The following is a 23,954-nucleotide window of genomic DNA, read 5'->3' as shown; positions in this document are numbered from 1 at the left end:
ATTCTATGTACAGTAATCATTAGTCAATACTCTTGAGGGTCTATTGGTCTGGTGGTTACAAATGACAAATGACAAATGACTATTCAATAGGTTGATACAACTTCATCACCTGAGTGAGCGCTAACCTAGACTCAACCCCTAGCGTGAGGGGGGATATATGACCACGGGATAGATGGTCAGCGGCGGCACAGCCGATCATGGCGGCGTTATCGGTACAGAATTTTAGAGGTGGGAATAGGACGCGTAGGCTATGTTTAACGGCAGCGGCTTGGAGGTTTTTTCTCAACCCGCTATTAGCTGCTACACCGCCACCGATGGCAATTGTGTCTAGACCATAATCTAGGGCACAGGCGATCGCTCTTTTGGTTAGCGATCGCGCTACGGTATTCTGAAAGCTAGCTGCTACATCTGCTACTGGCACTTGTCCACCATCTTTCTCTAACTGCTGCACTAAACGCAAGACAGCTGTTTTTAACCCGCTAAAACTCGCATCATAACGATGAACCCCCCCACCAGGTAGAGAAACTTTTCCTTCCGGTAAGGCAAAGGCTTGAGAATTTCCCTGTTGTGCCAACTTGTCAATCACTGGCCCACCGGGATAACCCAGCTTTAACAATCGCGCCACTTTATCAAAGGCTTCACCCGCTGCATCATCACGGGTTTGTCCCAGTGTTTCGTAAATACCACAATCTTTGACATAAATCAAGCTTGTATGTCCGCCTGAAACTAATAAACTAAGGAAAGGGGGATTTAAAGTTGATTCACTCAAGTAAGTTGCGTAAATGTGACCTTCGAGGTGATGAACTCCCAAAAATGGCTTGTTGTGTACCATCGCTAGGGTTTTAGCAGCAGTCAACCCCACCAACAGCGCACCTACAAGTCCAGGGGCACAAGTGGCGCCAATTGCGTCAATTTTTCCCCAGTCTAGTTGGGCTTGCTCTAAGGCTTGAGCGATCACTTCATTGATTGTTTCCAAGTGCTGGCGAGACGCTACTTCTGGCACTACCCCACCATACTGCTGATGGACTGGAATTTGCGAGGCTACGATACTGCTACAAACTTTACGATTGTTAACAATTGCGACGGCAGTTTCATCACAGCTGGTTTCTATTGCTAAAACGGTTGTCATTGAGAGTGCTGAGTTTCTGAGTCCTGAATAGTGAAGAGAAAATCTTGCTTCTTTTCTACCCTACAACAACAATTCTTATACTCAGCACTCGTTACTCAGCACTCAGCACTAATTTTGGTTGAGAAGCTTTAACTTTTATTTACTTAAACTTTACTCGGTTCCCACCCAAGAGTATGATGACTTCCTAGTTATGCAAATAAACAACTGTACAAGCCGCTTCGTTTTGTACAAAGAACTTCTTGTTTTGTAATAAAAGGAAACAACTCTATGCGACGATTGTTTGCTTTGATGTTAGCGATTAGTCTTTGGTTCAATTTTGCCCCCCCAGCGCAAGCTTTAGGGGCTAATTTGACACCGTGTAAAGACAATCCCGCTTTCCAAGAGCTAGCAGCTAATGCCCGTAATACCACCGCTGACCCCCAATCAGGGAAAAAGCGGTTTGAGCGTTATTCTCAGGCGCTATGCGGCCCTGAGGGCTATCCCCACTTGATTGTTGATGGTCGTCTGGATCGTGCTGGTGACTTTTTGATCCCTAGCATTCTGTTTCTATATATTGCTGGTTGGATTGGTTGGGTAGGTCGTGCCTATCTGCAAGCAATCAAAAAGGAATCTGACACTGAACTCAAAGAAATCCAAATCGATCTTGGTTTGGCACTACCCATCATCCTCTCAGGCTTTGCTTGGCCAGCAGCAGCAGTCCAAGAACTTCTCTCTGGTAAGTTAGCAGCCAAGGATTCAGAAATCCCCGTTTCTCCACGCTAAATCAGCTTAACTAATTCATTCGTTTTGGAGACTAAATTAATGGCAGACAAAGGCGATCAATCATCTTATTTGATTAAATTCATTTCTACAGCGCCCGTGGCAGCTACCATCTGGCTGACAATCACAGCAGGTATCTTGATTGAATTCAACCGCTTTTTCCCCGACCTACTTTTCCACCCACTACCGTAAGTGGAAAATTGGATTTAGCACAGTTGAATTTCTTGTGTTTTGCCTAATATTGTGTAGTGGATGTATTCAGCTTAGTTAAGCAGAATTATCACCAAAATAGTCAGCAAAAATAGTTTTTTGAAACTCGTGATTCTGTTTACAGATCGCGAGTTTCACAGTTTTAAAACTAGCTAAATTAATTTTTCTAAACTTCCTAGCAAAAAGACATCTTTAGCCACAATTATTATTAATATAAAAATGCCACCATTTTAATTTAGAGGCTGAACATAAAATATGGCACAAGCAGTAGATGCATCAAAGAATCTTCCCAGCGATCCAAGAAATCGGGAAGTTGTTTTTCCCGCATTCGGCGATCCTCAGCTAGGCAACCTAGAAACCCCGGTTAATTCTTCTCCCTTGATCAAGGGATTCATTAATAATTTACCTGCCTATCGCGCAGGTTTGACTCCTTCCAGACGGGGTTTAGAAGTTGGCATGGCTCATGGTTACTTACTATTTGGCCCCTTTGCCAAATTGGGTCCACTGCGAGACACAGGTAATGCTAACTTAGCTGGATTATTGGGAGCTATAGGCTTGGTTGTTGTACTTACAGCTTGTCTATCTCTGTATTCCAATAGCAATCCTCCCAAAGCACTTCCTAGCGTTACCGTACCCAACCCTCCAGCAGATGCTTTTAACTCTAAAGAAAGCTGGAACAACTTCGCCAGTTCTTTTTTGATTGGTGGTATTGGTGGTGCAGTAGTTGCTTACTTTTTGACTAGTAATTTGGCACTAATTCAAGGTTTATTTGGTTAATTACTAGCAGTTAGGAGTTAGGAGTTAGGAGTTTAAATTTATAACTTCTAACTCCTAACTCCTAACTTATTTAAACAAAACCATTTCAATGTCATTTAAAGCAGTTTCAAAATCGTCATTAACGATTTGAATATCAAATTCATCTGCGGCTTGAATTTCTTCTTGGGCGCGGAGTAGACGACGGGCGATCGCTTCTTCGGAGTCTTGGGCACGAAAACGGATTCGTTTCTCTAATTCATCAAAGGAAGGCGGTAAAATAAAAATGCTGAGGGCACTGGGGAAGGAAGCACGAATTTGTCTTGCCCCTTCTAGTTCAATTTCCAACACCACCAACTTACCGGAATGAATTTGGTTAAGTACAGCTTCACGGGGTGTGCCGTAATAGTTACCAGCAAACTCTGCCCATTCTAAAAATTCACCTTCAGCAACTAATTGTTCAAACTTGCTGCGGCTGATGAAGTAATAATTTTTACCATCAATTTCCCCTGGACGGGGAGAACGTGTCGTCACGGATACGGAATAATAGAGTTCTGGATGACGCTCTAGGAGCGATCGCATTAAAGTACCCTTACCGACCCCACTGGGGCCAGTTAAAACAATTAACCTGCCTAAATGTAAGCATTCTTCGGTAGTAGCACTACTCTGGATGGGTAAAGCTGGCATCATCCCTTCAACCTGTGAATCAATCAATAGATATTATTCATTAGTGTTGTGTTCTTGGTCTAGTCCACTAGTGACTAAAGAATTTGTAGCAAGGGTGACAGAAAGCTTGTCTAATTCACATGTTACTGCCGATACGGTGCAAATAAAAATGGGATTTGGGATTGTTAGTTTACTGTTAGTAGTCCACCAAAGCAACTTTGCTAGGCAGCCAAAAATTTGACAAAACAAAAGAAAACACTTGTCTCTACTCCCTACTCCCCACCCTCACCCAGCAAATTTGGGTTGTTTGAGTACTAGTCAATTATCTACAGTTTGATGTTCACGGGAAATCACAAAGCGATTTGCTACCGTTTCCGGCTGAATCGCTGAGAGAATTACGTGGCTGGAATCGGTGATAATTACAGCCCTAGTCCGACGACCGTAAGTTGCATCAATCAGTTGGCCTCTGTCCCGTGCATCGGTAATAATCCGCTTAATCGGGGCAGACTCTGGACTGACAATGGCAACTACTCGGTTGGCAGACACAATGTTACCAAAGCCGATGTTGATTAACTGAATGTCCATAAAAAAAACTGTCGCTAAACGCGGTTTGAGAAGCTTGAAATAAACTTATCCTCATGTTATCGCCAAAAAACAGGAGTTACAACGCTTAAATTCAAGCCAGTCTGAGATTTTAAATAATGTCTGCTTTTTTTAGCTGTTTATCAGCTATTTTTCCTCAAAATCTTCCCAAAGACATAGGCGAAATTTCACTGATTCAAGCTAGTTGGGTGATGTACATTTATTTTGTTTGAAATAAGTATCTGAATCAGAAATTGATGGAGAGCAAAATCGATTGGAAGAGTCTCGCTTCAACTACGCTGGCTCAGTACAATCTCAGTGCACCTCAAGTAGTATTCTTGGGTCATAGCGAAAATGTGACGTTTCGCGTTGACACTCGGAATAATCAAAATTTGGCGACATCTACAGAAAATGATGAGCAAGGGTTATTTCTTCTCCGTATCCATTATCCGATCGCTAAGTTCCGCGATCGCATTTGGCAACAAAATGCCGTCATTGAGTCAGAACTCATGTGGCTGACTGCGTTGCATAGAGATACGGATTTGGTCGTCCCATACCCCGTACAGAACCTCAGTGGCAGTTTTATTACCTCTGTCCCAATTGATGAGACTAGCCGAATGCTCAACTGTACACTACTAAAGTGGGTCGATGGTTCCCCTCTCGACACTGAACCTACAGCGATGCAGGCTAGGGAAATCGGGGAACTTATGGCTCAGTTACACCAGCACGCCAGCCTTTGGGAATTGCCTTCAAGCTTCACACGACCAAAATATGACTGGGAGCAACTACACGCCTCACTAATGAAGCTGCGATCGCTAATAGATGCTGGTACGATATCTCTGACTGATTTCGCTGTGCTTGAGAGTGTCGTTCAGCAAATTAGTAATGTGATGACAGCACTAGAAAAAACACGTGCCAATTGGGGTTTGATTCACGCAGACCTGAATGAAAATAATTACATCTTTTATGTAGGTAAGGCGCGGGCTATCGACTTTTCCTGTTGTGGCTTTGGCTACTACCTTTATGACATTGCTCATACACTGCTGCATCTGTTTCCCGAAAACCGTAGATCGTTCGTCAGGGGATATCAAAGCGTGTGTCAACTGCGCGATGATTATCAGAGTATCTTGGAGGCGTTCTTTCTCGGAGCAATAATAAACAATTTTGCTTTTTTAGCGTCGCAGCCAAATGAACACAATTTCTTATTAGAAACTGTACCCTACATTAGTGAAAGCTTCTGTAGCAAATATCTTAGAGGCAAGGCATTTTTGTTCGAGTTATAGCTGTTCTACTTTGATATTAACGGTTCAATTTTGTCTCCTCGATTTACAGCACGCAACCGTCGTACACTTCCAGCTTGACAATCGCGCAACCAAGCTTTAACTCCTTGGGCAACAGTACCCTTACTACTATCGCGTGGTGGGGATAGTGGCTGCTGTGCTGAATAGGAACCAGTTTGAGAAAACATCATTACTAGTTGCCAACCACTTTTAGTTTTAGTCAACAACAGCCAGTGAAATTGCTGCAATTCTACAAGTTTCTTTCCTATGTACTGCCGTTCTAAGGTAGTAAAGAAAACTTGCTCGATTCCTGATGCAGAGCTTTTAGGCGCATCTGCACTATATTCTTCAAGGTTAAGGGGCAGAGGACTAAACTCAGGTCTTCCTGCCACTAGCATATAACTATAAACATCACTGCTTCTACTGAGGCGGCGGGCGCGTTGACTAGCGCGATTTGTATAACTAGGCAAATCTTGCAGTAGTTGTGTAGTTAATGTTTCTAAATTTTGCTCAGAACACAAAGACTTCACGCCAGTATTGACATTTTCCCTTTGTGCTAGCACCAAAGGTTTAGAGGAGAGGTTTGTCGATAACGCTGGGTAAGTAAGGCTATGTGATACTAAAACCCAGAAGCCACAAACTAAAAGCCAACTATAATTTTTCTTCCTGAGCGAAGGCGCAAGATTATTCTCCCCTACACCCTGCACTCTGTCCCCCAGTTTCTCACTGACTCTTAGCTTCATGCCACCGTGGTTAACTCCTCAGAAATCCTTTTCCAGGCTAACTCAGGCTCAGTAGCAGTAGTGATGGGACGCCCAATTACTAGGTAATCTGCGCCGGCTTTAATGGCTTGCGCTGGGGTGAGCGATCGCTTTTGATCTGCATTATCTGACCAAGTTGGTCGTACTCCCGGACAAACTAGCAAAAAGTCATCTCCACAAGTTTGTCGCAACTGCGCCACCTCTTGAGGTGAACAAACTGCCCCATCCAAACCAGATTCTTGAGCCAGCAGTGCCATTTCTAGAGCATATTCGGGCAATTCCAAAGGTATTTTTAAATCAAATGCCAACTGCCTAGCAGAAATACTTGTCAGCAAAGTAATAGCAATTAACTTTGGTGGTTCTACACCTGCTTTTACAGCCCCTTCCTGTGCCGCCTCAGTTGCAGCTTTCAGGGCATCTCTACCAGCAGTAGCATGAATTGTCAGTAAATCCACTCCGTATCTAGCTGCACTCCGGCAAGCACCAGCAACGGTATTGGGGATATCATCAAACTTTAGATCCAAGAAAATGCGCTTTTGCCGGGACTTTAGTTCTTCTAGGATTTTCGGGCCAGTGCTGGTAAATAACTCTAAACCGACTTTCCAAAAAGTAACTTGCGGTAGCTGATCTATAAGAGCGATCGCACTTTGTTCATCCGGCACATCCAAAGCCACAATAACTCGTTGTTCTGCCTGTTCACCATTCCCCATCTCCCACTCCCCATACCCAATTTAAGGCACTAAACGCACAAACTTATTTTTCCCAACTTGTAAAACCTTACCTTGTAATTCACTAGGAGAATCGAAAGTGGTATCAGCATCAGTAATGCGATCGCCATCTAAGCGCACTCCACCCTCTTGAATTTTCCGCTTTCCTTCACCTGTACTTTTGCACAAGCCACTGACATTGAGAATATACGCTAACTTAGTAGGAAATTGCTGTACGCCAGCTAGAGAAAATTCTGGAACTGCACCTTCTTTACCGCCGCTTTGGGCTGCTTCTTTGGCTTCTTGGGCTGCGGTTTCACCGTGATACTGCTTCACAACTTCCCATGCTAGGAGTGTTTGGCGATCGCGGGGATTTTCTGGCATTTGATCCAAAGGTAAATCCGTCAACAGTTCAAAATACTGCTCCAGCAGATTATCAGGAACTCCTTGCAACTTTTGATACTTTTGTCCTGGGTGTTCTGACAATCCGATATAATTACCTAAAGACTTAGACATTTTTTGCACCCCATCTGTGCCAATCAAAATTGGCAACAGCATCCCAAATTGGGGCTTTTGACCAAAATGGCGCTGCAAATCTCTGCCTACAGCAATGTTAAATTTCTGATCAGTCCCACCTAATTCCACATCTGCCTCAACTGCAACCGAATCAAAACCTTGCATTAACGGGTACAGGAACTCATGGATAAAAATCGGATTCTCTTTTCTATAGCGATCGGCAAATCCTTCCTTCGCCAACATCTGCCCCACCGTCATCGTGGAGAGTAACTCTAAAATTTTCTCTAAGTTTAGTCCAGAGAGCCATTCGGAGTTATAACGCACCTCTAACCTTCCTGGTGTGTCAAAATCCAAGATAGGACGTACTTGATCAAGATAAGTCTGAGCATTTTGCACTACGTCTGCTTCTGTAAGCTGACGACGCACTTCAGACTTACCAGTTGGATCGCCAATCCGCGCTGTAAAATCGCCAATAATTAAAACTGCTGTATGACCTGCATCTTGAAAACTTCGCAGTTTTCGTACTGGTATGCTATGACCTAAATGAATATCAGTACCCGTTGGGTCAATCCCCAATTTGACCCTTAAAGGTTGGTTTGTAGTTAGTAAGAGCCTTTCTAAACTTTCGCTGTTAACATCAGCTGATTGTGGGAAAACTTCTACTACACCACGACGCAGCCAAGCAAAATCTGGTGTCATACTAAGAGACTCATTATTAGCTACGTTTTGCACACTAGAAGTTAAGTTGGTTATATTCACTGGCAATTTATCCACTTTCTCATCTGCCAAACTACTATAATTGCAAAAAATTAACCGCCTTGCTTCACCCAATCAATTACAGTTAAATTTACAAGTGAGGAAGTGAAATAGCCGTGTCGTCGTCTAGGACTTTTGAAAATAAACAGCCACAGCGTCGGGCTTCATCAGGTTTTGAGTTTTTGAAAGGAGTTGGTCAGGTAACTGGCGGTACTCTCCTCTCAATCACCATGCTGGCAAGTTCCATTGTAGCCGGAGGACTGGTTGGTTTAGCCATCAGTTTCCGTAATTTGCCAGATGTGAGACAGCTACGTAACTTCTTTCCCTCAGAAACGACTTACATTTATGACGTTAAGGGCAAACTCTTAACGAGTATTCACGGAGAAGCCAACCGGGAAGTCGTACCCCTAGATAGAATTTCCCCAAATCTCAAACGGGCGGTATTGGCAAGTGAAGATAGCCACTTTTACGATCACCACGGTATCAACCCCACTGGTGTTGGACGTGCTGTAGTCGTTAACGCTGTAGCAGGTGGAGTCAAAGAAGGTGGCTCTACTGTTACTATGCAATTGGTAAAAAACCTATTTTTATCTCGCAAGCGTGCCTTTACCCGGAAGTTAGCGGAGGGAGTGCTAGCAATTCGGTTAGAGCAAATTCTCACTAAAGACCAAATTTTAGAAATGTACCTCAATCAAGTTTATTGGGGTCATAACAATTATGGTGTACAAACAGCGGCCCGCAGTTACTTTAATAAATCAGCAGAATATTTAAGTTTGGGTGAGTCAGCGATGATGGCGGGTTTAATCCAAGCACCAGAAGAATTCAGCCCGTTTGCGAGTATGAAACTGGCAAAACAAAAGCAAAAAGAAGTGCTGGGACGGATGCTGGAATTAAGCTGGATCAACCAGTCAGAGTACGACAGTGCCCTCAAGCAAGAAATCAAACTTGGTAGAATCAAATCGTTTCAAGGTAGTGCCCTACCCTATGTAACTAATACTGTGGCCCAGGAGTTGGCCAAGAAGTTTGGGCGTGAGACACTACTCAAAGGCGGGATGCGGGTGCAAACTACAGTTGACGCCAACTTCCAAATGATGGCTGAGGAAACTGTCAGTAAGTGGCATAAATCACTGCTTGGGCAGGGATTATCTAAGAATCAAATCGCCTTGGTGGCAATTGATCCGCGCACGCATTTTATTAAAGCACTAGTGGGCGGTGTAGATCCTAAGACCAGTGAATTCAATCGTGCAACTCAATCTCAACGGCAGCCTGGATCTTCTTTTAAACCGTTTGTCTATTATGCTGCTTTCGCTACTGGTAAATATGGGCCGGACTCAACGGTTATAGATTCTCCAGTCAGCTATCAAGATGGTAGTGGTCGCTACTCTCCCAGAAATTATGATGGGGGTTTTAGCGGACCTATGCCAATCCGCACAGCTTTAGCCCAGTCGCGCAACATTCCCGTGATCAAGATTGGTAAGGCTGTTGGCATGAATAGAGTAATCGAAACTTGCCGTACCTTGGGAATCATGAGTCCGATGGAACCTGTTACCTCCCTGCCTCTGGGTGCAATTGGTGTCACTCCCCTAGAAATGGCTAGCGCCTATGCTACCTTTGCTAATTATGGCTGGCAATCTCCACCAACTGTAATTGCTCGTGTCACCGATAGTAGTGGTAACGTGTTACTAGATAACACCCCTAAACCCCAGCTAGTTTTAGATCCTTGGGCATCAGCAGCAATTATCGATGTGATGCGAACGGTAGTTACTAATGGTACTGGTAAAGGTGCTGCGATCGCTCGCCCAAGTGCTGGAAAGACGGGTACAACTTCCTCAGAAAAGGATATCTGGTATGTAGGCACTGTGCCACAACTAACAACTGCTGTCTGGGTGGGGAGGGACGACAACAGACAATTAGCTAGCCGTGCGACGGGTGGCGGTATGGTTGCTCCCATCTGGAAAGATTTTATGGAGAAAGCACTTAAGAACGTACCAGTAGAAAACTTTAAGTCACCTTCCCAGTTTTCTCGGCCCAAGTCACAATAATTTTGGCTTTTGGGTCGCACCTTTGGTGCGCTTCCACCACAATTTGGATTTTGGATTGGCAATTAATCCAAAATCTAAAATCTAAAATTGACTAAGCCTGTTTCTCTAGCTCGGCTTTCATCCGTTCTAAAGTAAGGTGCATTTGGTCAAACATTTGTTGCGGGGTAACACCGAACTGACCTAATTGTGTTTTCAGTTGTTCTACTGTCATTTGTGCCATAAAATCTTCGGATAGCTCGAAGCGCTTCATAAAGATGCGATATCGATCCATCATGGCTTCCATTTGCTCAATAAACAGCTTTTTGCCATCACGGTCAAATTTGCCGTAGTTGTTACCAAGCTTGATTAGCGCTTGATAATCCTCAAACAGCTGCTTTGCTTCTTGCTGAATTATCTCAGAATCGAAGAATCCCATATTGCTTATATTAAACTGAGTGTCCAGACTCAGTAGCTTAATAGTTTTACTTCTATTTATTATTTTAGTCTAGGGGAGTAATCTAGTGACAAAGCTTCGGTTTTAGTACGGTTTGTTACCGAAATTTCAACACTTGACTTGAGAACCTTTCTTTTGTGTAAACCGACTTAATAAAGCCGCAATACTTATAGCTTTAGCCATTGATTTAGGATTGGTGTTTTCACTCGGTTGAATTTTCAGACCGGGAGCGTATTTCAAGGCTAGTGAATTTTGCGGGTTCAGTTTTAATGCTTGATAGATGTAAACCCTAGCCATCCCGATAAATTTTTGTTTGAGATGTACCAAACCTAATAAAGCATAATAGTCGCTGTTATTTGGCTCTAACTTGATGGCATCACGCAGTTCTTGCACGGCTAGGGGCCATTTGGCTAGCCTGACGTACTCAATAGCTCGCTGGTAGTGACGTTGAGCGTAGTTTGTCAAAACTGGTTTGACATCAGTTTGTTCAGATAATGTCAATTCAACTGGCTTGACTTTTACCTCAGAGATGATGGGAACAGCCTTTTGCGGTAGGAATAGGTCTGGTTTGTGCAACCGTAAGTATACCAAATTCAGTATAGTAATTTGTTGCGTCACCTGATAAAACTGATCTAGTGATTTATATTGAGCTTCTGCATAACAGGCGATCGCTTCTTCGTAAAATAATTCTGCTTGGGGTGTAGACATTTCTATCATTTCCTGAGCTATGGCACTTTGAGAAGACAAAGACTTCTGCTCTGAAACTCTTGCGTCTGATCGCAGCATAGCGATCGCAATCAAGCGCTTCTGTCGATGTTTCAGCTGTTCATAAGCTGGATTGATTAAATGGCTAAATATTGCCGTAGCTAATTCTTGGTCTGGATTAGAGTTTTTGGCATTGCGATCGGGATGTAGCAGCTTGGCTAAACTGTGATAGCGTTTAAAAATCTGGCGATCATCAGCAATCACAGAAATTCCTAGCACAGCGTAAGGATCACAAAGCTGTTCAAGCCATTTTGGCGGTAGGAAGGTCTGTGACATAGTAGTAATAAAGCTGTTAAAAACTTAAAATTAGCATCAAAGCTCAATGCACAGTCATGTGAAACTTACTCAACTTTCTTCAAGTACTAAATTAATTATGTGTGGGACTTCCCATCTAAAAGTCTGAAGGGCAAGGCAGGGTAGTTGACTGTCTGATTGTCGAACTGTGGTATTGGTAGATTTATTAGAAATATGTTGACTAAGCGCAAAAGCCGAAGTGTTGCCGCTGTTTTAGCTTTTTCTGGCACACTAACAATTTCAGGATTACATAAATTCTATTTGGGACAGCCGTTGTGGGGTATTTTGTATGTGTTGCTTTCCTGGACGCCGATCCCCAAGGTAGCTAGTGCAATTGAGGGAGTTTGGTATTTAGCCCAAGATGAAGAAGCTTTTGATCGTAATTTTAATCTAGGTAAGTCAGCAACAAGAAACTCACAAAGGGTAAGTAATCAGGTAGGAGCGATCGCTGATGCAATGCGGGAATTAGATGCTCTGCGCCAGGATGGACTGATTTCAGAGTATGAGTTTGAGCAAAAGCGCCGCCAATTGTTAGACCAGATTTCTTGAGGTGAGCGACAATCATGAATAACTGGCTACCTTTGAACCCCAGACTGCAAAAACTCCGCGCCAAGCTCCTTAACGATCCCTATTATCGCCTGCAATCTGGGGAAGAAATTCAGATAGCGGCAAAATTAGGTATTCGCATTGATGTTAATCAAGCGACTGTAGATGATTGGTTACGCCTACCAGGTTTGTCAATTCACCAAGCGCGATCGCTTGTGGAACTTTCACGTTCTGGTGTTAAATTTTACTGTACTGAAGATATCGCTGCGGCTTTGGCTATACCAGCGCCGCGCCTGGAGCCATTAAAGCCTCTGCTGAATTTTGTTTACTATGACCACGAATCTCTAGAAAATCCGACCCATTTAGTCAACCCAAATACAGCAACAGTTGAAAAGTTAGCACAAATTCCATTTATAGATTTGTCTCTGGCACAAGCAGCGGTGCAAAATCGGCAATCAGCCGGGCCTTATCGGAACCTGGCTGATTTTCAGCGACGGTTGGAGTTAACTGGTGATGCGATCGCTCAGATGATGTATTATTTAACGTTTTAAGTTAAAAGTTAGAAGTTTTAAATAACTCCTAACTCTGACAATTTTGAATTTTGGATTGAAGGAAAAATCCAAAATCTAAAATTGATTAAATGAACCCAATGCGATCAAGAGGCCAAAAGCGAAACGTTGCCCGACCGATGACATTTTTTCTGGGTAAAAAGCCCCAATAGCGAGAGTCATTACTATCGTTGCGGTTATCTCCCATCACAAAAAATTCGTCTTCTGGAACTTTCACTGGTTGATATGGCTGATTTGGGGGTTCCGCGATGTAGTCTTCTGCCAAGGGTTGACCATTGAGGTAGACTTTGCCAGAAGCAACACTAATTACCTCACCAGGCTGACCAATAACCCGCTTGATGAAGGCTTGGTCTTTGGGATATCCTCGACGTTGTAGTTCTGCGGGTGGCTGAAAAACAATAATATCTCCAGTTATAGGAGGGTGAAAATGGTAGGAAATTTTTTCTACCACCAAGCGATCGCCTGTATGTAAGGTTGGCAACATCGAATCAGAAGGTATATAACGGGGTTCAGCGATAAAAGTCCTGATTAGGAATGCCAAACACAATGCGATCGCAATTAAAATCAGATTTTCTTGCCAACTACGCCATAATTTTAACGACGCACGCTCTTTTTCTACATCACTTTCGTGAGGAATCATAAAGGTTTCTAGCCAGTTTAAGAAGTAAGACAAATACCTTGATTATTTTGACTCAAAAGGTATATTAATAGGAAAGCTGGGTTTAATAGTCAACCCATACAGATATTAAATAATACACTTATTGCATCTAGCAAAGATAAGCAAAAGTACTGTAAATAAACTATGACCTGTCTAAGGCAATATAAGCTAATGATTAGGATTTATAAATAAATAATTAAAAATCTTAATTCTAATGTGACTCTAATACATACGGGACTTCCAAAAAATAAATTACCCAATCTTGTGGGGTGGGCGTCTAGCCATAGGTGTCAAGTTAAGCTCAAACTTCCTATGTCAATAAGCATTTATCCTTAACAATTTGGTTTTAAAGGGACAAAAAACGAACTTTTTCAGGGACTATTAATGATTTGTTTATTAGCACCACTCCCAGCTTGCGTATAAAAGTTAGAAAAAAGTTCACCTTTATACTTCGTTCCTAACAAAACCTATCGTTGACAAATGGGTTTTAACCTTAAGTTGACACTAACGGCAAGATGCCCACCCCACAAGAAGTAGTTGAGTATTTTTTTATTTGGAAGTCCCTACTTTTAGCTAAGTAAAGTGTTTTTAGTAAAAAATATTACATTTCAATCTAGAATTTAATGGTTCGATAAATAGACGCCATACTATTGCAATTCAATTATGATAACTTACTCATATACATGTGATTAACTTCCGTAATTACACGGTGACGGTAAATATTAAATTGTACTATTAATAAGATATAAATCTCCTTAGTTATCAGAGAAAAACATTAACAGACAGAAAGCTACTAGTAATTTCGGCTAAAGTATCAGCATCCAAAAGAGAACCAAACTGGCGATAGAATTGTTTTTGCTGAATGAGTCAAAAGTATCTACATTAACGAATAAGTGCCCCTTGGCAATGAGAAACTATATTGAATCAATTTTCGTCTGATCTATTTCCTAGAAGATACAAGGTAACATTCTGTCAGTAGAAAATTTAACTTTTTCTTAAAAAGGAAGTAATAGCAGCAGGCAGTAGAATATATCTTATCAAGAATAGAACTAATAGTTTACTAGACTCTTTTTTGAAAGATACCCCGCCTCTCTTAAGTAGTTTTGTATGTTAATCAAATAATTTACTAAGTTGTAAATTATACAGTTTTACTGTCAGAATGTCTGGCTATAAAAACTTCAGTCCACGAAAAGTGCAAATTGTAGGCTCTACAGTTTAGTTCATCTTATTTGCAAAACTATAAAACTTGAAAGGATAATGCTGCCTTAGCGGTGAATTGAAAAACAGCAACTAATTCAGAACTCCTATTAAGAGGATTTTGGGGTGTGGTTAATTATCTGATTGTGCTCCTTCTTAGAGCTAGCGGTAATAACGTGCAAGTGCAGACTTTGCCTTTTATAAGTGGATTGACGTTCGATATTACCAAGTATCGTATATTCAACGCTCGTCCAAATCTAGAGCATCTAGATTTCAGTTAAAACAGTATAGTCTGTCTTCTCGATTCTGAATTTCCGTTATTCTCAATTTCAATTTTCATGATTATCAGAAAGCAACTGGTATCTAAATATCTAAATAAAATGTGCTATAACGTACCGTCATAACCGTGGTTGATGGTTCGATCTTTGAAGGAGCTATGAGGTGGAAAACAATAAGTCGTTTCTGTGGCCAGAAGGAATATTAATTGCACTGCTTGCATTAGGTGGTGTTTTTAGCCTTGCTTTCATGATGCTTTTAAGACCCAATGTTTCAGAGGCTCAAAGTAGACAAAGTATAAATGTAAAGCGTATAGCTGCAAAGGTAGGAACTCAGCAGCGCATTGAGAAATTAAAGGCGTCGATGCTTACAAGTTGGCAGCAAGAAGCACAAACAAAAGGACTATCATACGCTGTACCACCACGTTTTCAAGGGGCAATAGTTAAAGCAGCAAAACTCACTCAGAGTGAGAAAGTGATTGCTCTCACTTTTGATGATGGCCCTTGGCCTGAAACCACAGAGAAAGTGCTAGATATTCTGAAATCAAATAATATCAAAGGGACATTTTTTGTTGTCGGGCAGAACCTAAAAAATTATCCAGAATTAGGAAAGCAGATTGTCACTCAAGGTCACGTCATTGGCAATCATACTTGGCATCACTGGTATCACTTCTTTAATCAACAAGCTGCTGCTTTTGAAATTGAGCGCACAACAGATTTAATTTATCAAGTTACAGGTGCTAAAACAAATCTGTTCCGACCACCTGGTGGCAACCTGCACAATGGATTAGTTGCTTATGCTAAAGGTCAAAAATATAGTGTGGTGATGTGGTCAGCTGACTCCATAGACTACAAGTTGCCATCTGTACCAAAGTTGATTGATAACGTAATTAAAGATTCAAAACCTGGTGGTATTGTGCTAATGCATGATGGTGGTGGTAACCGTTCCAAAACTATACAAGCTTTACCAGAAATTATTAGCAACTTTAGAAATCAAGGCTATCGCTTTGTGACTATTCCAGAACTTTTAGAAATGGAAGATACTGAGCAAAAGTTGCTTGCTAACAAAAAGCAATAATTATTAATGATGGGTAGTTAGTCAATAGTAATTGGCTAAAAACTAAAATTATATTTTTTAGTTAAAAATACGTTATTTCTGAATCAGTAGGCTCGTAGTAAGGGCTAGAGCCACTTACTACGAGCCTTTAATTATTCACGCCCACCTACTTAATGACTAGTCACTAAACTGAACTCAGTTGTTTTTTCAGGATTAGCTTCTGGACTATCAGCTTCAGAAGGCGGAACCAACTGCCAGAATTTCGGCAAAAATTCTTGCCAGTTTTGCAGAATTTTCTTTGCCTTGGGTGAACCAGTACGTTCTGCATGAGTTTGAATTAACTCTTGCAGTTGCTTTGCACCCACTTCTGTAATCACTCGCTGGATTTTGACAATTTCCGGGTTGACTAACTCACGAAATGAGTCGTCTTCATCCAGGAAGTATGCCAGTCCACCAGTCATTCCAGCGGCTACGTTACGTCCGACTTTACCGAGGACGACAATCACACCACCCGTCATGTATTCACAGCAATGATCCCCAGCGCCTTCAATCACTGCTATGCCTTTGGAGTTTCTTACAGCAAAGCGCTCTCCTGCTAGTCCGTTGGCAAATAACATCCCACCAGTAGCACCATAGAGGCACGTATTGCCAACTATCACATTTTGTGATGCGTTATAGGTAGCATCTGTTGGGGGTTTGATGATGATCTCACCACCATGCATCCCTTTACCTACGTAGTCGTTTGCCTCTCCTTCGAGGGTCAAAATTAAGCCGGGGAGGTTGAAAGCACCAAAACTTTGCCCAACACTACCTGTAAAGTTGAGATTAATTTGTCCTTCAAAGTCACTGTCACCATATTGCGAAGCGATCGCACCCGCTAATCTTGTACCTACTGTTCTGTCAGTATTGACAATAGGGTAAGTCTTGGTAACGGTAGACTGATTCCTAATGGCAGCTAGAATGTCGGGATCAGCAAGGAAATTGTCATCCAAAACCACGCCATTGCTGTGAACTTCTTCATGCACCAACCAGCTACGATTGTCTCTGCTATTTGGTAGCTGAAGTAAACAGTCAAGATTCAGCGATCGCGTTTTGGTAAGTTTTACCTCTTGGCGCAGTTTTAACAAATCTGCACGTCCAATGATTTCTGACAAAGAACGGTAGCCGAGTCGGGCTAACAAACTCCGCACTTCTTCGGCAATGAAGTAGAAGAAGTTGACAACCTGTTCCGGTATTCCCGTAAACCGCTTGCGGAGTTCTTCTTTCTGGGATGCGACACCCACGGGGCAATTATTTGTGTGGCAGATACGCGCCATGATGCAGCCTTCGGCAATCATGGCAATGGAGCCGAAACCGAATTCTTCAGCACCCATCAATGCACCTATTACCACATCCCAGCCACTCTTGAGTCCGCCATCTACGCGTAAAATCACGCGATCGCGCAGGCTATTTTCCATCAAAACCCGATGTACTTCACTTAAACCCAATTCCCACGGGGAACCAGCGTGTTTAATCGAACTAAGTGGTGATGCACCTGTACCACCATCATGACCAGAAATCTGGATAATATCAGCGTTTGCTTTCGCTACACCAGCAGCGATCGTGCCAATGCCAACTTCTGAAACTAGCTTCACCGACACCTTTGCTTTGGGATTAATTTGGTGCAGATCAAAAATCAGTTGTGCTAAGTCTTCAATGGAATAGATATCGTGATGTGGTGGTGGCGAAATCAGCGTCACACCAGGCTTCGAGCGCCTTAACATCGCAATGTATTGGCTCACCTTGGGCCCCGGTAGCTGTCCACCTTCCCCAGGCTTGGCACCTTGGGCAATTTTGATTTCAATTTGTTTGGCATTGACTAGATACGCTGGCGTGACACCAAAGCGTCCTGATGCCACTTGCTTAATGGCACTATAAGCTTGATCACCATTCCGCAATCCTTTTAAATGAGGTAGGGTTGGCGAGTGTCCCGATTCATCTACATCATCTAGAATTGTGTAGCGCACTGGATCTTCGCCGCCTTCTCCAGAATTTGATTTACCGCCAATGCGATTCATGGCGATCGCTAAAGTTTCATGGGCTTCTCTTGACAAAGCGCCTAAAGACATGCCGCCGGTGCAGAAGCGTTTGACAATCTCATATACCGATTCCACTTCTTCTAAAGCAACCGGAGTGCGTAGCTTGCCGCCGTAGGCATCGCCTTCAAAATCCAGCAAGTCCCGCAAAGCAGTTACTGGTCTGCCTTGGAGGTGCTTCTTGTAAACTTCGTAGTGATCGTAGTTTTTGCCATCTAGAGCCTTGTGTAGCGCCTTAACCATTTCTGGGCTATTCATGTGGTACTCGCCGTTAGGACGGTATTGTACAAAGCCCAGGTTTTCTAACTTATTCGCAGTCAGTTCGGGGAAAGCCTTGCTGTGAAAGGAAAGCACTTCATCCGCAAGTTCGCTTACACTCAAACCACCAATACGGGAAGTCGTACCACGGAATCCCAATTCGATTAAATCTCCGCCAATGCCAATAGCTTCAAAAATTTGGGCTGCTTGATAGCTGGAGAGTAAAGAAATTCCCATCTTGGAGAGAATTTTTAGCAAACCTGACTCTACTGCTTTGCGATAGTTTCCTAAAGCTTGTTCTAGGGTGATAGTGGGAATTTTTTGCACACCCATTAACTTTTGAGTTTTGGGATCAGACCACCAACTACGCACCGTATCTAAAGCCATATACGGGCAAACTGCGCCAGCACCATAGCCAATCAGACAAGCAAAGTGATGGGTACTCCAACATTGGGCAGTATTGACAATCAGGGATGTTTTCATTCGCAACCCTTCCCGAATCAGATGGTGATGCACCGCACCAACTGCTAACAAGGGAGGAATGTAGGTGGATTCTGTGTTGATACTGTCATTGCCCTGGTCGCTTAATATTAAAATCCTTGCACCGGCCCGGACTGACTCAGCTGCTTGTGCTTGTAAAGATTGGACTGCGGCTTTCAATCCTTCTGGGCCGCTGGCGATCGCAAATAGGGTTGACAATTCAGCCGTGGCAAATCCTGACAGCTTAATCGCCTCTAACTCTGGCTCTGTTAACAGCGGCGACTCAAGTTTTAATCTCCGAGCATATTCTGCCTTGGGTTCTAATAAGTTACCCCGTTCCCCCAGTTCGACTTTCAAAGACATCACTAGCTTTTCCCGCAGGGGATCAATTGCCGGGTTCGTCACCTGAGCAAAGCGCTGTTTGAAATAGTCATAAAGCAGGTGAGGCTTTTGTGACAGCACCGCTAAGGGAATATCATCACCCATGCAGAAAGTCGGCTCTGAACCTGCGATCGCCATTGGATGAATCACCATTTCTACATCTTCTGTGGTGTAACCAAAGGCAGTTTGATGCTGAAGTAAGGTTTGCTTGTCAGTAGTCAATTGTCCTGGGTCATTTGTCATTTGTCCTTTGCCATTGCCATTTGCTAATGACGGATGACTAATGACTAATGACTTTAATTCTTGACGGTGCTGTTGCAGCCATTCTCCATAAGGGTGCTGTTTGGCGATGCGTTGCTTAATATCCCAATTCTTCAGGACTTCATGATTTTCTAAATCCACGGCAATCATTTGCCCTGGGCCGAGTCTACCTTTCTCGACAATATCGGCTTCTGGGAAGTCCACTACACCAGCTTCGGAAGCTACAACAATGTAGTTATCTTTGGTAATCACGTAGCGAGCTGGTCTTAAACCATTACGATCTAGTGTTGCACCAACTTTTTTGCCATCACTGAATACTAAAAGGGCTGGGCCGTCCCACGCTTCTTGCAGTCCACTGTAATATTCGTAGAAATCAACAATTTCTGGATATTCACGTAAAGAAGGCTGATTTTGGTAAGCTTCTGGAACCATAATCATTAAGGCTTCCAGGGGGCTGCGTCCAGAGCAAACCAGCAATTCCACTACGTTGTCTAGGGTAGCTGAGTCGCTGTTATCAATATGAACTAATGGCTTGAGTTCCTTGATGCGATCGCCCCATACAGGATGATTCAGGCTAGCTTCTCGTGCCATCATCCAGTTGATGTTGCCCAACAAGGTGTTGATTTCGCCGTTGTGACCCAAAAGCCGCATTGGTTGCGCTAGAGGCCACTTGGGCATTGTGTTCGTACTAAAGCGCCGATGGTAGACAGCAAAGGCACTTTTGTAAACTGGATTTTTTAAATCTTCATAAAAGTTGCCCAAGACAGCGGAACGCACCATGCCTTTGTAGACAATCGTCCGACTTGACAAAGAGCAGATATAAAATTCTTCTGAGATATTGGTTGCAACTTTACTAATTCGGCGGCGAGTAATGTACAACTGCCGTTCCAATTCATCGCCGCTTTTGTCAACAGAAGCTAACAAAACTTGTTCAATCTGGGGTTGATTTTCTCTTGCCTGTATCCCTAGTGAATCAGATTGCACTGGCACTACTCGCCAACCCAGCACAATCAATTTTTCTTCGGCAGCTACTTGCTCAACAGTCACTCTCGCTTTCTGTGCTGCTTCTTGGTCTTGTGGTAGAAATATCATCCCCACAGCTATATTATTGGTGGATGTAAATTCTTTCCCCCTTTGGGCAAAGTCTTGTTGGAACAACTCCCAAGGGATAGCTGTCAATACTCCAGCACCATCACCAGAGTCTTGATCAGCGCTACAACCCCCCCGGTGTTCTAAGCAAGTCAAAGCAGCTAAGGCTTTTTCAACAATTTCGTGGCTGGTATGATTTTGGCGATGAGCAATAAAACCGACACCACAGGCATCTCGTTCTTCTACTAACCACTTTTGCCCCTGATAGGTATCTCTTGAGTTTATGTCCGCTGTGATTTTCTGGTCTTGATTCATCGGTTTATTATTCATACCCTGTTCCTGAAGTATTGAGTTACCAATTTTGCCACTACATTGTCGGAAAAAATTTCTAAATTCAGCGATGGAGAAATATGTAAGCACCGAAATTTAGGGAAAAAAAATTTTAACTTCGGTTTTACTTTACTAGTTCACCCGTGTTAAAATAGTTGCGTCTCTTTTATGTATTTATGCGGTGTTGGACAAGTTACCTCCGCCAAGACATTATTTTTGCCCTGACAGTTTCTTTTTTATATTTTGAAGTTAAGTATTTTCTCAATCCCTTTTTTCCAGATGCACGCTAGCTACTCTTAGAGCCTATTTTGGCTTACCTGAAACAAAACTAAAACCAAATGCTGTACTAGGTTCTAAAGCAAAAGTTATCCTGATTCAGCAATAAAATCAGCGTATTACAATATATACCCATTTGACAATTCCCAAATATTTTTGTTGTCTAGAATTTGGCCGCTTACGAGTTGCCGCATGTATTACTATTAACTAGACCTTACTGAAGTAACAAGATTCAGCGAGGATTAAATATTTTAATCCAGTTTTGATAACCAAAACTACCGTATATGGTGTGGTTAGAATTAGTGGGAGTTAAAACACTTGATCGTAGTGGCTTTAGCGTCTAAATAAATTGGTTAATGTCTAAAAGAGATAACTAGCCAATATATAGAGTATCATATTTATTCAAAAATAAAGTCATGTTTTTTTTATACTTCCAAATAATTAGTTAGTTTATACCTTGGGTGATAGTTTTCAAAAGTACTTAGTAAATTATGGTAAAAATGCCGAATTGTTGCCAATCAGGGATTAGCGATGGCTCCGCCAACACCAAGGACGAACGCAGATTTTTTCGGGCTAGTGTGTCACCAATACTTTTGACAGCACTGTGCTTAATTACTACCTATCCTACCAATGCCCAAGAGTCACCGAAAAATGCCAAACCAATACCCAGGTTAATATCACAGTCAACTGTACCTCCTTTGACAGGTGCAGTATCCTCTGGTAATCAAATTTCCCTGAATGGGCGTACTTTACCAGGAACTTGGTTACAGCGACCGGGAAAAGCTGGTCAGATGACAACTAACCTCAGTGACGGGGCATTCAGGCAATTAATTGGAGTAAATTTCTTAAACAGTAGTAATTCAGCGAAGCAACCAATACAGTGGTTTTCGTCGGTGACAAAGCCACTGGTTTTAACCACCAGGCTAGCAGGAGCATATCGCTATCTGGATATTACTAATTTTGCTCAAACATCTGGATGGCAGATTCAAGCTAATGGCAACACCTTGGTGATTGCTACCCCGAAAGCACAAATCACAAATATTGTTCAGAGCCAGGAACCTCCAGAAGCGAGTGCCCCTTTGCAACAGGCTCGGATTCTTGTCGATTTAGATCGTCCAACCCCCTGGCAAGTTGTACAAGGGTTAGCGATCGCAAAACCCCAAACTCCATCCTCTGATCCAGACACGCCAACTCCCAAATCCACTGTACCGCCAAATCGACAGTGGACAGTTACTCTGGATGGAATAGCCGCCCCTGTTTTGATAGAACGCTATACTCCCCAGCCACCAGCAGCACCACCAACATTGCTGCCAAACCTGCTTAAACAATTATCACCAGTTACACCAACACAACCAATATCACCAGTCCCTGAACCACTAATTCAAAAAGTGGAGGTGCTGAAAAACCAAACGATTATTAGTCTGAGCGTTCCCTTTGGTCTATCACCTCAAGTTAGTACTGTAGCTAATCCCAACCGCCTGATTATCAATATTCGACCCGATCCTCTAGAAGAACGAGATATTACTTGGGCCCCAGGATTGCGCTGGCGACAGAATTATGTGAATTTAGGCACAGAACGCTTTCCTGTGGTCTGGTTAGAAGTTAATCCCCGCAAATTTGGGCTAGCGTTAAAACCTATGTGGGCTAGTACTGATGGGCTTACGGGTACTGCTCCCTTAATTCAAACAGCACAACGTTACTTAGCAATAGCTGGAATTAATGGTGGTTATTTTAACCGCAATAACAGATTACCATTGGGTGCGATTCGTCAGAATAATCAATGGTTATCAGGCCCCATTCTGAATCGAGGTGCGATCGCTTGGAATGATTCTGGCCAATTTTACTTTGGTCGTCTCACCTTAGAAGAAACTTTAATTACAGCAAATGGTCAGCGTCTACCAATTCTGTTTCTTAACAGCGGTTACGTCCAGAGTGGTATTGCTCGTTACACACCAGCTTGGGGATCAACTTACACGCCTATAACGGATAACGAAATTATCTTAGTGGTACAGAAAAACCAAATTACTAATCAGTTACCAGGCGGCAAAGTTGGAGTCACAGCGGTTCCCATTCCCCAGGATGGCTACCTGCTAACTTTACGCGCTAATGCTGCTAGTGCTGCCTCACAACTACCTATTGGAAGCGCAGTAAGTATTTCCAGCACCACTACACCAGCTGATTTTAGTCGTTATCCTCACATTATCGGAGCTGGGCCGCTACTAATCCAAAACCGTCAAATTGTCCTTGATGCCAAAGGCGAAAAATTCAGCAATGCCTTTATTGCCGAAAAAGCTATTCGCAGCGGTATTTGCACAACGGCAACAGGCACACTGATGATTACTGCCACACATAATCGTGTCGGCGGTTATGGGCCTAATTTGGCAGAACATGCCCAATTGATGCAACTCATGGGCTGTGTGAATGCTCTAAATTTGGACGGTGGTAGTTCCACCAGCCTTTATTTAGGAGGACAACTACTCGATCGTTCACCTAGTACCGCTGCTCGTGTTCATAACGGAATTGGTATTTTCCTGCAACCACGAAAATGAGGGAATGGGAGAAGTCGCTTAATCATCAATGCCTCTCAAGAGTGCTGAGTAATGAGTGCTGAGTGCTGAGTAAGGAATCTCACTTTTTTACTCAGAACTCGGAACTCGGAACTCGGAACTGTTTTGCCCAATGCCCCATTCTTTTTTAAAGTTTAGAACAAGCTATCATTTTGCTTGATGAAGACTTGGTGTAGACATCAGAGTTTTAGTAGTGATGGTTTACACCATAAGGTTTGATTTTGCTATGTTTATCAAGGTGCGACAAAATTGCTGATTTTCAAGGTTGCAAGATAGCACCAG

The 23,954-nt window shown here is 42.8% G+C and carries 19 protein-coding genes; 9 read left to right on the top strand and 10 right to left on the bottom strand.

The annotated features are described in order from the left end of the window. Positions 1-79: 79 nt before the first annotated feature. Positions 80-1,129 carry a tRNA (adenosine(37)-N6)-threonylcarbamoyltransferase complex transferase subunit TsaD gene (tsaD, locus tag HUN01_RS14920; RefSeq protein WP_181931929.1) on the bottom strand — a complete coding sequence of 350 codons (1,050 nt, stop codon included), beginning with the start codon at positions 1,127-1,129 and terminating at the stop codon, positions 80-82. A 267-nt stretch (positions 1,130-1,396) separates the two neighbouring features. On the opposite strand from tsaD, the gene HUN01_RS14915 reads away from it, so the two are divergent. The 3 genes from HUN01_RS14915 (at position 1,397) to HUN01_RS14905 (ending at position 2,875) form a co-directional block, all read left to right on the top strand. Beyond that, positions 1,397-1,891: a Photosystem I reaction center subunit III gene (locus HUN01_RS14915; RefSeq protein ID WP_181931928.1), complete on the top strand. Its 495-nt coding sequence runs from the start codon at positions 1,397-1,399 to the stop codon at positions 1,889-1,891. Between the two features lie 39 nt (positions 1,892-1,930). After that, entirely contained in the window at positions 1,931-2,080 is a 150-nt protein-coding gene (gene psaJ, locus HUN01_RS14910; RefSeq protein WP_012410218.1) for a photosystem I reaction center subunit IX, read from the top strand. Positions 2,081-2,353: 273 nt separating this feature from the next. Further along, positions 2,354-2,875: a photosystem I reaction center protein subunit XI gene (locus HUN01_RS14905; protein WP_181931927.1), complete on the top strand. Its 522-nt coding sequence runs from the start codon at positions 2,354-2,356 to the stop codon at positions 2,873-2,875. Between the two features lie 66 nt (positions 2,876-2,941). Here the strand turns inward: HUN01_RS14905 and gmk are convergent, their stop codons facing one another. Beyond that, positions 2,942-3,541 carry a guanylate kinase gene (gene gmk, locus HUN01_RS14900; RefSeq protein ID WP_181932693.1) on the bottom strand — a complete coding sequence of 200 codons (600 nt, stop codon included), beginning with the start codon at positions 3,539-3,541 and terminating at the stop codon, positions 2,942-2,944. 294 nt (positions 3,542-3,835) lie between these two features. Then, positions 3,836-4,102, bottom strand: coding sequence for an extracellular matrix/biofilm regulator RemA (gene remA / locus HUN01_RS14895; protein WP_041233849.1), 267 nt, complete (start codon positions 4,100-4,102; stop codon positions 3,836-3,838). A 254-nt stretch (positions 4,103-4,356) separates the two neighbouring features. Between remA and HUN01_RS14890 the strand changes: the two genes are divergently transcribed. Then, positions 4,357-5,382 carry a phosphotransferase enzyme family protein gene (locus HUN01_RS14890; RefSeq protein ID WP_181931926.1) on the top strand — a complete coding sequence of 342 codons (1,026 nt, stop codon included), beginning with the start codon at positions 4,357-4,359 and terminating at the stop codon, positions 5,380-5,382. A 5-nt stretch (positions 5,383-5,387) separates the two neighbouring features. On the opposite strand, the gene HUN01_RS14885 is transcribed toward HUN01_RS14890, so the two are convergent. Genes HUN01_RS14885 through tyrS form a run of 3 tightly spaced genes read right to left on the bottom strand, consistent with a single transcriptional unit; the run spans position 5,388 to position 8,062 of the window. Beyond that, positions 5,388-6,122, bottom strand: a complete 735-nt coding sequence (locus HUN01_RS14885; protein WP_238846263.1) for a hypothetical protein — start codon at positions 6,120-6,122, stop codon at positions 5,388-5,390. Next, the gene (gene pyrF, locus HUN01_RS14880) at positions 6,119-6,850 is read right to left on the bottom strand and encodes an orotidine-5'-phosphate decarboxylase (protein WP_181931925.1); all 732 of its coding nucleotides are present in this window, start codon (positions 6,848-6,850) and stop codon (positions 6,119-6,121) included. The genes HUN01_RS14885 and pyrF overlap by 4 nt, the downstream gene beginning before the upstream one ends. A 21-nt stretch (positions 6,851-6,871) precedes the next feature. Beyond that, the gene (tyrS, locus tag HUN01_RS14875) at positions 6,872-8,062 is read right to left on the bottom strand and encodes a tyrosine--tRNA ligase (protein ID WP_181932691.1); all 1,191 of its coding nucleotides are present in this window, start codon (positions 8,060-8,062) and stop codon (positions 6,872-6,874) included. 173 nt (positions 8,063-8,235) lie between these two features. On the opposite strand from tyrS, the gene HUN01_RS14870 reads away from it, so the two are divergent. Continuing rightward, the gene (locus HUN01_RS14870; protein WP_181931924.1) at positions 8,236-10,161 is read left to right on the top strand and encodes a transglycosylase domain-containing protein; all 1,926 of its coding nucleotides are present in this window, start codon (positions 8,236-8,238) and stop codon (positions 10,159-10,161) included. Between the two features lie 91 nt (positions 10,162-10,252). Here the strand turns inward: HUN01_RS14870 and HUN01_RS14865 are convergent, their stop codons facing one another. After that, positions 10,253-10,576, bottom strand: a complete 324-nt coding sequence (locus HUN01_RS14865) for a DUF1825 family protein (RefSeq protein ID WP_109011164.1) — start codon at positions 10,574-10,576, stop codon at positions 10,253-10,255. Between the two features lie 126 nt (positions 10,577-10,702). Continuing rightward, positions 10,703-11,635 carry a J domain-containing protein gene (locus HUN01_RS14860; RefSeq protein ID WP_181931923.1) on the bottom strand — a complete coding sequence of 311 codons (933 nt, stop codon included), beginning with the start codon at positions 11,633-11,635 and terminating at the stop codon, positions 10,703-10,705. 192 nt (positions 11,636-11,827) lie between these two features. On the opposite strand from HUN01_RS14860, the gene HUN01_RS14855 reads away from it, so the two are divergent. Both HUN01_RS14855 and HUN01_RS14850 read left to right on the top strand, forming a co-directional pair. After that, positions 11,828-12,202: an NINE protein gene (locus tag HUN01_RS14855; protein WP_069070106.1), complete on the top strand. Its 375-nt coding sequence runs from the start codon at positions 11,828-11,830 to the stop codon at positions 12,200-12,202. A gap of 14 nt (positions 12,203-12,216) precedes the next feature. Further along, entirely contained in the window at positions 12,217-12,750 is a 534-nt protein-coding gene (locus tag HUN01_RS14850; protein ID WP_181931922.1) for a ComEA family DNA-binding protein, read from the top strand. Between the two features lie 85 nt (positions 12,751-12,835). Here HUN01_RS14850 and lepB read toward each other — a convergent pair whose 3' ends face one another. After that, positions 12,836-13,408, bottom strand: coding sequence for a signal peptidase I (gene lepB / locus HUN01_RS14845; protein WP_181932690.1), 573 nt, complete (start codon positions 13,406-13,408; stop codon positions 12,836-12,838). 1,656 nt (positions 13,409-15,064) lie between these two features. Here lepB and HUN01_RS14840 point away from each other — a divergent pair. Beyond that, complete coding sequence (locus tag HUN01_RS14840) at positions 15,065-15,976, top strand: polysaccharide deacetylase family protein (RefSeq protein WP_181931921.1); 912 nt, start codon at positions 15,065-15,067, stop codon at positions 15,974-15,976. Positions 15,977-16,125: 149 nt separating this feature from the next. On the opposite strand, the gene HUN01_RS14835 is transcribed toward HUN01_RS14840, so the two are convergent. Beyond that, on the bottom strand, positions 16,126-20,829 hold the full coding sequence (locus HUN01_RS14835) for a glutamate synthase-related protein (RefSeq protein ID WP_181931920.1): 4,704 nt from the start codon (positions 20,827-20,829) through the stop codon (positions 16,126-16,128). A 767-nt stretch (positions 20,830-21,596) separates the two neighbouring features. On the opposite strand from HUN01_RS14835, the gene HUN01_RS14830 reads away from it, so the two are divergent. Then, positions 21,597-23,654, top strand: a complete 2,058-nt coding sequence (locus HUN01_RS14830; protein WP_181931919.1) for a phosphodiester glycosidase family protein — start codon at positions 21,597-21,599, stop codon at positions 23,652-23,654. The last annotated feature ends 300 nt before the right edge of the window (positions 23,655-23,954 follow it).

It is taken from the genome of Nostoc edaphicum CCNP1411 (genome assembly GCF_014023275.1).
Classification (GTDB): Bacteria; Cyanobacteriota; Cyanobacteriia; order Cyanobacteriales; family Nostocaceae; genus Nostoc; species Nostoc edaphicum_A.
Note: the sequence above shows the minus strand (reverse complement) of the source record. Positions and strands in the feature narration are given on the sequence as shown.